The organism is Gammaproteobacteria bacterium, assembly GCA_016200485.1.
Taxonomy (GTDB): domain Bacteria; phylum Pseudomonadota; class Gammaproteobacteria; order Tenderiales; family Tenderiaceae; genus JACQEP01.
Window position 1 is genome coordinate 26,058 of the sequence record JACQEP010000014.1, and the last position, 11,537, is coordinate 37,594.

Below are 11,537 nucleotides of genomic sequence, written 5' to 3' on the forward strand. Positions count from 1 at the left end.
TCAACATTAAAATATCGGCTTTAAACCGATTAATAGCCTGCATCGAATCGGGAAATAATCAATTGCCATAGTCGTCAATGCAGCCCAATTACTCATAAATTAAATTTTGAGATAGGCTCTAAAGAAATAAACGCTTTTCTAGACATCAGAAGTGCAATGGGGGCACCGTGTCGCCCTGACCGGGATTGCCGAATAACATTTCGGGCATTCTTTTGTAGTCGGGGCGGCAGGTACTGCCTCTTCTTTATTTTTTAGGCGGTTCATTTGCTTGATGACCATAAAAATTGCGAACACCACGATTACGAAATCCAAGATATTGTTGATAAACGCGCCATATTTAATGGTGACTGCATCCGTCTCCATGGTTTTTTCTTTAAGGGTGATCACCAGATTGGAAAAGTCGACATTTCCCAGAAGTACGCCAATCGGTGGCATGATGACATCACTGACCAACGAACTGACAATCTTACCAAATGCACCACCGATGATGATACCGACAGCCATATCAACAACATTCCCACGCATGGCGAATGCTTTGAATTCATTAATCATGCTCATGATTGTTTTCCTTTGTGAATAATCTAAGGAACCTCTGATTAGCTCACTAAAGCAGCATCTGTGGCATTGCAATCAGAGGCTCCCTAAATATTATTAAATAAAATCGTAGCAAATACACCCCATTATTTGTATCGGATGCCATCCACATTCTGTTGTAACCATAGTTCCAGCAACGCCAGATGCCAGAGTTTGTTGCCCTGGATGCGGGTGAGATATCGTTCCGGGGCGGCAAGCAATTTTTCGATATACACACGGTTAAACAGGCCGCGTTCGCGGCAGGCGCGTGAGTCAAGTGTTGAACGCATCAATTCGAGAAAATCGCCACGCACATATTTCAGCGCTGGCATGGGAAAGTAGCCCTTGGGGCGATCGATGACGCTATCCGGTAAACGGCCACGGGCAATTTTTTTGAGGATGTGTTTACCGCCGGAGGCAAGTTTGAGTTCCGGCGGCATTTGCGCGGCCAGTTCCACCAATTCATGATCCAGGAACGGTACACGCGCCTCCAGACCCCAAGCCATGGTCATGTTGTCAACGCGTTTAACCGGATCATCGGTAATGAGCATGGTAACGTCCATACGCAATACTTGGTCGATAAAAGTATCGCCCTCAGCTTCGGCAAGGCGCGCAGTGACGGTTTGCGCGGTGTAATCCGCACCATGATAAGCAGCAGTGACCGTTTCCAGAAATTCATCATGATCACGATCGAAATAATGGCGTCGGAAACGATCCACGGCAGTGCCTTGAGTGTCTGCCGCCATAGGGTTATACCAAAAATAACCGCCAAACACCTCATCCGCGCCTTGGCCGCTCAATACCACCTTCACCGATTTTGAAACGCATTCCGCAAGCAGATAAAAGGCAACTGCATCCTGGCCGACCATCGGTTCCGCCATGTTAATAATGGCTTCCGGTAAGCGACGCAGCACCTCGTCATTGGCAATGCGATATTGATGATGTTGGGTATTAAAGTGTTGAGCCACGGCATCGGAGTGTTCAAACTCGCTGCCCTTCTCTTCCGGCTGATCTTCAAAACCAATCGAGAAAGTAATCAGGTCTTTCATGCCCTGCTCTGCCAGCAACGCCACCAGCAAGCTCGAATCCAACCCACCTGAAAGTAATACACCAACAGGAACATCCGAAATGGTGAGACGTTTCTTGACTGCTTTGGCCAAAGCATCATGAATTGCCTCCTGCCATTCGAGTTCTGTTTTTGGTTGAGCTGGACGCTGCGCGCGCAGATGCCAATATTGCCGTGTTGTCTTGTTCCCCTTCACATCAATGGTAAGCGTCGTTCCCGGCGCCAGCTTGCGAACACCGTTTAGAATGGTGCGCGGTGCGGGTACCACCGCATGTAGCGCAAACTGATGATGTAACGCCACAGGGTCAATAGAAGTATCTACGTCACCCGCCGCGAGCAAGGCCTGGCTGTTGGAGGCAAAGCGAAAATGTTTTCCGGTGTGCGAAAAATAAAATGGTTTAATGCCGAGACGGTCACGAGCACAAAATAAACATTGCTTGCGGCGATCCCAAAGTGCAAAGGCAAACATGCCATGCAGCTTTTCAACACACTGTTCACCCCATTCAGCATACGCACGCAGGATAACTTCTGTATCCCCAGTGCTAATAAAGTGATGGCCCAGCGATTGCAGCTTGGAGCGCAGCTCCGGATAGTTATAAATAGTGCCATTGAATACCAACGCCAGACCTAGCATCTCATCAACCATCGGTTGATGGGCGCGGTTGGAAAGGTCAATGATAGATAAGCGGCGGTGCCCAAGAACTACCGGTCCATCGCAGTAACTGCCCTCGCCATCCGGACCACGACGTGCAAGTTGTACCTTCATGCGCTCGATGACCGCCAGGTCGGGCGTCGCTCCGTCGAATCTCAATTCACCGGCAATACCGCACATCTGGCTTGATCCTATTATTGATTAGTGGCGATCAAACGCCGTTTTTCATCGGCCCGCAACCGCTTGATTGCACATTCACGCTGCAAGGCGGCACCATGATCGCCGATGTGCTCTTTATAAACCAACGCCACCGGCAATCGGGCGCGTGTGTATTTGGCACCCTTGCCAGTGTTGTGTTTCTGTAATCGGGCGCTGACATCAGTGGCGATGCCGGTATAAAGCGTATCGTCAGCGCAGCGCAGGATGTAGACGTGCCAGTCCATTAGTCTTCCGTTTCCATGGATTCAATATTGCTATCAAGTTCCAACAGGCTTTCGTCTGATGCTGCGGCATCGGCGATGCGCTTGGCGTTCAGCGATTTTTTGGTCTTGGCGCCGAGCTTCTTGAGCTGTTCAGCGCGATTGACGAGGTTGCCTTTGCCGCTGATCAGGCGCTTGTGTGTGGTTTCATAGGCGGTTTGCGCCTTGCCGAGTTTGTCGCCGATGTCCGCCAATGATTCTTCAAAGGCGACAAATTGATCGTACAGCGCACCGGCACGGTCGGCGATTTCCAGGGCATTTAGGTTTTGCCGTTCATAGCGCCAGATGTTGTGTACCGTTTTCAAGCTGGCGAGCAAGGTGCTGGGACTGACGATGATGATATTCTGGTCGAAGGCTTCACGAAAGAGTTCGCGGTCGGTTTCAACAGCGACAATAAATGCGGCCTCGATGGGCATAAACATGAAGATGAAATCCAGGGACTTCAGACCAGGCAGGTCTTCATAGCGTTTACCACTCAGGCCACGAATATGATTGCGCATGGAGGTAATGTGTTCTTTTAACGCCGATTGACGCTCCACTTCGTTATCGCTGCTGCAATAGCGCTCATAGGCAGTGAGCGAAACCTTGGAGTCGATGACGATGTCCTTTTTATCCGGCAGATGCACAATGACATCCGGCCGGAAGCGCTGACCCTCTTCGGTGGTAAAACTGCCTTGGGTTTCGTATTCATGACCGTTACGCAGGCCGGATTCTTCCAATACCCGTTCCAGAATCACTTCGCCCCAGTTACCTTGAGTTTTAGTGCCGCCTTTGAGGGCATTGGTAAGATTGATGGCATCTTCGCTGATGCGCTGGTTAAGCGCCTTGAGACTGCCAATCTCATGGAACAGCGACATGCGATCCTTGGATTCTTTTTCGTAGACGTCTTCGACCTTGCGCCGAAAGTCGCCTAATTGTTCCCGCAAAGGATTGAGGACTTGCTCAATATTGGTTTTGTTCTGTTCGGTGAATTTCTGCGACTTCTCTTCCAGAATTTTATTGGCGAGGTTTTGAAATTCCAGGCTGAGCTGCACCTTGGCGTCGTTGAGCAGCCGCAGTTTTTCCTCGCCGTGACGCCGTTCTTCCTGCAGCTGGGTTTCCAGGCGGGCGATGCTGGCATGGGACTGGTTGACCTGTTGCTGGGCCTGGTCCAAGGTCTCTTTGAGACTTTGATGTTCCTGGCGCAAGCGCTCCAACTCCTGACGTTGGGAAGCACTACGGGCATCGGTGGCGCCCCTTTCTTCGGCCAAACGGGCATTCTGTTGATGGCTGCGGCTACGCCACCAGAGTGAGGCAACTAGCCCCCCCGCAGCGGCGCCGAGGCAAAACAGGATCAATGAGCTGATGGACATGGGGCTTTCGTTAACTCCTTAGTTGTTGCAATTAAAACATAAATTTGGAATGATCAGGAGAGCGGGGATTGATGTCATTATTTTTGTTTTCGCATCAATGAGATATGTTGCATTTGTAAGATTAATTATACCCATAATCTAAGGACCATGCATGGCGTCCATTGAGCACGAATTCGAACATCTCGACCACCTCATCTATCTAAACCATGCGGCCGTGGCACCCTGGCCGCGGAGTGTTGCCGACGCCGTCGAACGCCTGGCCGATGAACTCGCCACCGTCGGATCCCAACACTACCCCACCTGGGTAAAAACCGAGCGCAACCTGAAACAACAGCTCGCTCGCCTGATCAATGCCGGTTCGGCCGACGATATCGCCCTGGTCAAAAATACCTCTGAGGCTTTGTCACTCGTAGCCTACGGACTGCACTGGCAAAGTGGCGACAATATTGTTACCAGTGACGAAGAATTTCCGGCGAATCGTATCGTTTGGGAATCCCTGCAACGCTTTGGGGTGGAGCTACGACAAGTGCGATTATCGTCTTCAGCAACGCCGGAAGACGCACTCTTTGCCGCCATGGATAACCGCACGCGGCTGCTCACCATCAGCTCCGTGCAATATGCCACTGGCTTGCGAATGGATCTGGAACGCTTGGGCCAGCATTGCCGCGAACGTGGCATTTATTTTTGCATCGATGTCATTCAAAGCCTGGGGGCCCTGCCACTGGATGTGATGGCGATCAATGCCGATTTTGTCGCTGCGGATAGCCAAAAATGGTTATTGGGTCCAGAAGGCCTGGGCATTTTTTACTGCCGCCCTGAATTAAGAGCTCAATTACAGCTGTATCAATACGGCTGGCACATGGTCGATCCGCTGGGCAATTATGATGTTAAATCTTGCCAGGTCACAGACAGCGCACGCCGCTTTGAACCCGGCAGCCCGAATCGCCTCGGGATTCATGCCCTGGAAGCGGCCACCGCGTTATTGTTGCAGGTGGGGATGGATCATATTCAAAAGGCCGTTTTGGACAATAGCGCCTATCTTATCGAGCGGATTCAGGCGAATCCACACCTGGAACTGCTTACCGATCCAACCCCTGGCCGCTATGCAGGCATCATCACCTTCCGGCCGCGACATGCTGAGGTCAGTGCTTTACACCAATACCTGATCAGCCAAAACATTATCTGCATCCCACGCGGCGGCGGCATACGCTTCTCGCCGCACTTCTACACACCGCGATCACACCTTGAAAAAGCGTTGAATGCAGTGGACGATTATTTAGCCAACACCCCGTCTAGCTAGTGCCGTATCTGCAGCTGGCACTCAAGCTCACTTGCAATCACAGGTTTACTATAGAAAAAGCCCTGGACCTCTGTGCATCCCAGGGCGATAATAAATTTCTCCTGCTCAGACGTTTCAACACCTTCTGCAATTACTGAAAGACCAAGGTTGTGTGCAAGACCTATGATAGATCTACAGATTACTTCATCATGCGTATCTCCGGGAATATCGCTGATAAATGAGCGGTCGATTTTCAGACGGTCGAGCGGCAGGCGTTTAAGATAGCTGAGCGATGAGCGGCCGGTACCAAAATCATCAATCGCCAAGGATACGCCAAGCGCTTTCAAGGATTCGAGGCGGGCAGGTGTTTTATCGCCCTGCTCCATCATGAAGTTTTCACTAATTTCGAGTTCCAGGTAGTGAGCGGGTAATCCTGAATTACTCAAGCTATTTTTTAAAATATCAACCAAGTTATCTTGATGCAATTGAGCATGTGCAATGTTGACTGCAAGCCGCTGCAACGAATAGCCTTGTCCAAGCCACTGCTGAAATTGGCGGCAGGCCTCATGTAAAGCCCGCTCGCCCATGGTATTTATCAGCCGTGTTTCTTCGGCGACTGACAGGAATTCTTCTGGCAACAGGGTTCCTCGCTGCGGGTGTTGCCAACGTATTAGCGCCTCAACCCCCGTTATGTGCCTGGTGGATAGATTTATCAATGGCTGATAGTGAAGGATAAATTCATGGTTGATGATCGCTTGCCGTAGTTCAGATTCAAGTGTTAACCGTTTCAAGGCCGCGGCGGTAAGGTCCTCAGTATAAAAATGAAAATTATTGCGGCCAGTGACCTTGCTTCGATAAAGGGCGGTATCAGCATGCTTTATCAGCCTGGACACATCAGCGCCATCCTTAGGGTAAAGTGCTATCCCTATACTAAGAGTGACATGTAGCTGATGGTTGCCAATCAGTGTCGGCCCCTCAAATATCTGCTTGAATTTTGTCGCCAATCTGGCTGCATCCTCGGCCCCATGAACGTCTTCCAGAATCACAACAAACTCATCCCCCCCCAGTCGGGCCACGGTATCTTCCTTGCGAACTTGTTCCTTGAGACGTGCGGCCACAGTCTGCAATAACTCGTCACCTTTGAGATGACCGAGACTATCGTTAACATTTTTAAAGTGATCCAGGTCGATTAACATAACCGCGATTTGTTGCTTTTCCCTATCCGCACGTTCTATCGCTTGCTTGAGCCGGTCTTGCATGAGCAAGCGGTTGGGTAATTCAGTAAGGGGATCATGATAGGCAAGGAAATTGAGCTTTTCCTCGGAATCCTTTATGGCCGAGATATCCGAAAACACAGAGACATAATGGGTAACAGACCCATTATCATGAATTGCGCTGACCGTCTGCCAGACCGGAAATACTTCACCATTCTTACGCCGGTTCCAAATCTCGCCACGCCAGATGCCAAGTCTCTTGATCTCTTCCCACATCTTGTTATAAAAATTTTCATCATGGCGATGTGAGCGCAATAATCGGGGATTTTTTCCGATTACCTCCTCTTCCGCATAACCAGTAATGGCGCTAAAAGCCCTATTCACAGAGGTTATCTCACCTTCAGCATTGGTGATCATCACGGCTTCATCGGTATTCTCAAATACCGCAGCCGCTTGCCTCAGCTTTTCTTGGTTTTGTTGCTGAGAGGTGATATCACTAATAACAGAGATAAAGCCAGTCAGACGATTGCTCGAATCATATTTATATGCCCAATCCACTTTGACAGAAACAATAGCGCCATTGTCGGCCCGCCGACTGGTAGTGATATATGGGGTGGGTATAGGCTTAACTTCGATAATATATTTCAGATAGTCACGCAGTCGTGTCTTTTCAGATTCATCAGGTTGCATATCCCAAATATATCTGCCAATAAGATCTCCTTCGGGATATCCGAGTATTTCATGGTGAACTCGGTTGCTGAAGGTGATGCGTCCATTCAGATCATTCTCCTGAACACCATAAGGGATAGTCTCGACAAGCGTCGATAATTTAGATTGATTTTCAGTCACTACCTTTCGTGCACTTTGCTCGATTTTTAGCATGGCTCTTTCACGGATCGCGATAAATCCGACAAGAAATAATGCAAATGGCAACCCGTATTCGAAAGTTTCGGTCTTGAGTTGATTCTGAAATTGGTAGGCGATCAATGCAATTAACAGAGCCCCCGCAGGCGCTATCATCATTTCACATGTTGGCTGGCCATTATGGTTAGTCTTCGAAACCAGCTGCTGACTGGCTGAGGGAATACTTTGGCGAGCGGCTTCATAAATAAAAAAGAAGCCGATTAACCAGAGCGCATCTATGGCGTTGCCAACCTGATAGGTATTGCCCAAGAGGCTGTAGGCATAAAAAGAATTGGTGATGGCGTGAATTGAAAAGCCAATCAATAGTAATAAATACGCTCGCCGTTGCTGAACAATCCGCCACTGATTGGTGATTCCAAATAATAAGACGCTCATATAGATCACTGGATAAGCGAGCGCCACGACAAGATAAGGGGATGGGTGTTGTTGCGCCGTGAGAAGACTTGAAAATATGATGATATGAGCAATCGCTATGCAACAAACCATGATCCCGATGAGACTCAGCTGGACCAAGGTGATGGACCAGTGTTTTAGATCCGGGATCATCTTCATGAGCCCGGGGATAAACAGTACAGCAAATCCAAGAAATCCAATGTCTGACAGCGAAGGAAATGGTGTGGCAACACCGAGAACCAGCTCTTGATAATCCCAAACCAACATGCCGCCAAACCATGCAAGGCAGGCCATGCCCAGATAGCGCCATGCTTGGCGCTGGGGTTCCGTTAGCTGACTCGCGGTGTACCAGCAACGCAACCCGGTAGCGAGGGCCGTGACTGTCCAGGCAAGATCAGTCAACGCGGCGGGGGAATACCCTTTAACTTTTATGAAAAATTCAAACGCGATAATAAAGCCGAGAAAAATAACAGGCTCTAGTGCCGGTCGTCTTGATGTGGATTTGGCCAGCATTTAATCTCTCAACAGCGACACAACCGCATCTGATTGAGGGTTTGATGTGCTTTAAATGCCATATTAGCCGCTACTGATAAGCGTTTCACCCATAAAAAATATATGGTTTAATTGGCGATGCCATAAGCACCTTAAAATCTTTTATTGTTGTACTTTGAACAGCTTAAAAAAATTAGCCGTTGTCGCAAAGGAGATGTTTTCGAGGGGAAGGCCGCGTAGTTCAGCGATGTGTTCTGCAACGTTGCGGGTATAGGCCGGTTGATTGGTCTTGCCGCGGTGCGGCACCGGTGCCAGGTAGGGTGAATCGGTTTCGACCAGCATCCACTCCAATGGGGTTTGTTTGGCCACTTCTTTTAGTGCGAGTGCAGTACGGAAGGTGACAATTCCCGAAAAGGAAATATAAAAATTCATGTTGATGGCTTGTTCAGCAGTAGTCCAGTCATCGACGAAACAGTGCATCACACCACCGACTTCGGCGGCATTTTCTTGCTGTAGAACGCGTATTACATCTTCTTTGGCATCGCGGCTGTGAACAATAATTGGTTTCTTGCATTGTCTAGCGGCGGCAATATGGCGGCGAAAACGTTCGCGTTGCCATTCGGTATCGTCTTTATGATAATAGTAATCAAGCCCCGTCTCACCGATGGCGACCACTTTGGGATGGCGCGCCAGTTCAACCAATTCCGCAACTGTGGGATCCTTACCTTCCCGTTCATTGGGATGCACACCGACCGAGGCATACACATTCGGAAATCGTTCGACGATCGCCATCATTCCCGGCCAGTCTTCAAGATTGACTGCCACGCATAACATATGACTAACGCTATTGTCGCCAGCAGTTTTGATAACTTGTTCAATGCTATCGAGCGCGAGCGCGCTCAAATCGAGCATGTCCAAATGACAATGGGAATCCACCAAATTTTGATTCATGGGAAAACTAACTTCCAGATTTTGAAGCGTTACATCGTGTGGGTCGGACGGTCAGACTTCAACGCCCCGCCAAGCGTGCTTTCAATTTTTTTGCGGGCATTTTGTCCGTCTTGATCGTCAGCGAATTGAACGCCAATGCCAGCAACGCGATTACCCTCGGCACCGGTGGGCGTGACCCAGATCACTTTGCCAACGATCGGGAGCTTTTCAGTTTCTTCCATCAAACGCAGAAGCATGAATACTTCCTCGCCCAGTTTGTATTCCTTATTGGTAGGAACAAACAGACCGCCATTTTTAACGAAGGGCATATAGGCCGCATACAAGGCGCCTTTGTCCTTGATGGTCAAAGACAAAATCCCTTGTCGCGTGTTGGTTGCAGCCGCCGCGCTTTGTTGATCCGTCATCAAGCCACCTTTGACTGGGTTGCAAAACTATCAAGCCATTGAATCAAAATGTCTTCAAGCACCAACTGGGGGTTATTATTGGCTTCCAGTTGCCGCAACCCCGCTCTTACCCGATCCAGCAGCCGATATATCTGGGCCACAGTTAATGGGTCGGCCAATTCACTCAATTGTTTAACGACATCCGGGTTGGCGACATGCGGCGGCTCGGCAACGGCCTTAAATCGCACCACATCAGTCAACCATCGATGAAGCCAGTATAAGCTGTTTTTCGGATCCATGTTAAGCCACTTGGCGGCCGTGGCAATGGGGTCTGCCTTGCGTGTTGCGAGCTGAGTCAGGTCAGCCAACCACTGTTTGCGTTGGTCATCCCCCCCCTGTTCGGCCAGTACCAATGCCCGCAACGGGGCGCCATCGGCGAGTGCCAGCCAGAGCTTGGGATTGGCACGCATGGCTGGGTGTTGCTGCATCCAGGATTCGGCCTGTTCAGGTGTGGCGCATCCAAAGTGAAGCGCCTGGCAACGGCTGCGGATGGTAGCCGGTAACTGTGCCGGGCGGCTGGTCACCAGTATCAGCACGGAATCGGCGCTGGGTTCTTCCAGGGTTTTGAGCAGGCTGTTGGCGGCGTTGACGTTCATGGCATCCGCCGGATCGATGATAATCACCTTATGGTGGGCATATTGTGATTTGAGGGTCATGAACTGCACCAGCTCGCGGATCTGATCGACGCCGATGATTTTCTTGTCTTCTACCGGTTCAATGTGTACCAAATCCGGATGGGTGCCCGCAGCAATCAATTGACAACTGCGACAGGCACCACAGGCAAGACCTGCGGTTGATGGCAGTTCACACAACAACGCTGTGGCAAAGGTTTGGGCGAAATGATTCTTGCCCAATCCACGAGGTCCGGTAAACAGCAATCCATGCGGCAAGCGATTCTGCTGACGGGATTCATGCAACACTCGCCATTGCTGATCCTGCCATGGGTAAGGCCCTATCATGCGCCAACAAATTCCGTGAGCACGGTTTCGATGTTGCGTTTGACTTGATCCAGCGATGCGCTGGCATCAATTACACGGAAGCGGTTAGGTTCCGCTTGCGCGCGGTCGAGATAACACTGACGCACGCGGGTGAAAAACCCTTGTTGCTCGCGCTCAAAACGATCCGCAGTTTGACGCCTTGAGGCGGCGCGTTGGAGACCGATTTCGGGCGTGGTATCGAGCAAAATTGTGAGATCGGGGCGCAACTTTCCTTGCACCCAGTCTTCAAGCTGCGCAATCCGTTTCGGATCAATACCGCGGCCGCCACCCTGATAGGCATAGGTGGCATCGGTAAAGCGATCACAAACCACCCATTTGCCTTTGCTCAAGGCAGGTTTAATGACCTCAGCAATGTGTTGCGCCCGCGCGGCAAACATCAGCATCAATTCGGTATCACGTGCCATGTTGTCATGCATGTGATCAAGCAACAAGGCACGAATCTCTTCGGCCAGCGGCGTGCCGCCTGGCTCGCGCGTCATCACCACTTCTTTACCACGACTGAGTAAAAAGTTACGGATAAATTCGAGGTTGGTGCTCTTACCTACCCCTTCGATACCTTCTACGGTGATAAATCCTGCATTGCGCGACATAACTTCGGCCTTTAGTTTCGATAAAACATTTAAAAAAACCCAACGCGGAGACGCAAAGACGCGGAGGAAAAACCTGTTAAAAATTCAAATAGTTTTCTTTACTTAACCTGGTAACTAAATACCTCGTCCTC

Annotated in this window: 10 protein-coding genes; 1 reads left to right on the forward strand and 9 read right to left on the reverse strand. The window is 50.0% G+C overall.

Annotation, left to right across the window (positions count from 1 at the left end; genetic code table 11):
* Positions 1–138: 138 nt before the first annotated feature.
* The 4 genes from mscL to rmuC form a co-directional block, all read right to left on the reverse strand.
* The gene (gene mscL, locus HY272_08895; GenBank protein ID MBI3772799.1) at positions 139–552 is read right to left on the reverse strand and encodes a large-conductance mechanosensitive channel protein MscL; all 414 of its coding nucleotides are present in this window, start codon (positions 550–552) and stop codon (positions 139–141) included.
* 128 nt (positions 553–680) lie between these two features.
* Positions 681–2,471, reverse strand: coding sequence for an N-acetylglutaminylglutamine amidotransferase (locus HY272_08900; protein ID MBI3772800.1), 1,791 nt, complete (start codon positions 2,469–2,471; stop codon positions 681–683).
* Between the two features lie 14 nt (positions 2,472–2,485).
* Entirely contained in the window at positions 2,486–2,734 is a 249-nt protein-coding gene (locus HY272_08905; GenBank protein MBI3772801.1) for a GIY-YIG nuclease family protein, read from the reverse strand.
* Complete coding sequence (gene rmuC, locus HY272_08910) at positions 2,734–4,122, reverse strand: DNA recombination protein RmuC (protein MBI3772802.1); 1,389 nt, start codon at positions 4,120–4,122, stop codon at positions 2,734–2,736. Before rmuC ends, HY272_08905 begins: the two co-directional genes overlap by 1 nt.
* Positions 4,123–4,273: 151 nt before the next feature.
* Between rmuC and HY272_08915 the strand changes: the two genes are divergently transcribed.
* Positions 4,274–5,422: an aminotransferase class V-fold PLP-dependent enzyme gene (locus HY272_08915; protein ID MBI3772803.1), complete on the forward strand. Its 1,149-nt coding sequence runs from the start codon at positions 4,274–4,276 to the stop codon at positions 5,420–5,422.
* On the opposite strand, the gene HY272_08920 is transcribed toward HY272_08915, so the two are convergent.
* From HY272_08920 to HY272_08940, 5 genes are all read right to left on the reverse strand, one after another.
* Complete coding sequence (locus tag HY272_08920) at positions 5,419–8,445, reverse strand: EAL domain-containing protein (GenBank protein MBI3772804.1); 3,027 nt, start codon at positions 8,443–8,445, stop codon at positions 5,419–5,421. The two genes, HY272_08915 and HY272_08920, sit on opposite strands and share 4 nt — an antisense overlap.
* Before the next feature lie 141 nt (positions 8,446–8,586).
* Positions 8,587–9,375: a TatD family hydrolase gene (locus tag HY272_08925; protein ID MBI3772805.1), complete on the reverse strand. Its 789-nt coding sequence runs from the start codon at positions 9,373–9,375 to the stop codon at positions 8,587–8,589.
* 29 nt (positions 9,376–9,404) lie between these two features.
* On the reverse strand, positions 9,405–9,779 hold the full coding sequence (locus tag HY272_08930; protein MBI3772806.1) for a PilZ domain-containing protein: 375 nt from the start codon (positions 9,777–9,779) through the stop codon (positions 9,405–9,407).
* Positions 9,779–10,777, reverse strand: coding sequence for a DNA polymerase III subunit delta' (locus HY272_08935; GenBank protein MBI3772807.1), 999 nt, complete (start codon positions 10,775–10,777; stop codon positions 9,779–9,781). Before HY272_08935 ends, HY272_08930 begins: the two co-directional genes overlap by 1 nt.
* Positions 10,774–11,406: a dTMP kinase gene (locus HY272_08940; protein ID MBI3772808.1), complete on the reverse strand. Its 633-nt coding sequence runs from the start codon at positions 11,404–11,406 to the stop codon at positions 10,774–10,776. Before HY272_08940 ends, HY272_08935 begins: the two co-directional genes overlap by 4 nt.
* Between the last annotated feature and the right edge of the window lie 131 nt (positions 11,407–11,537).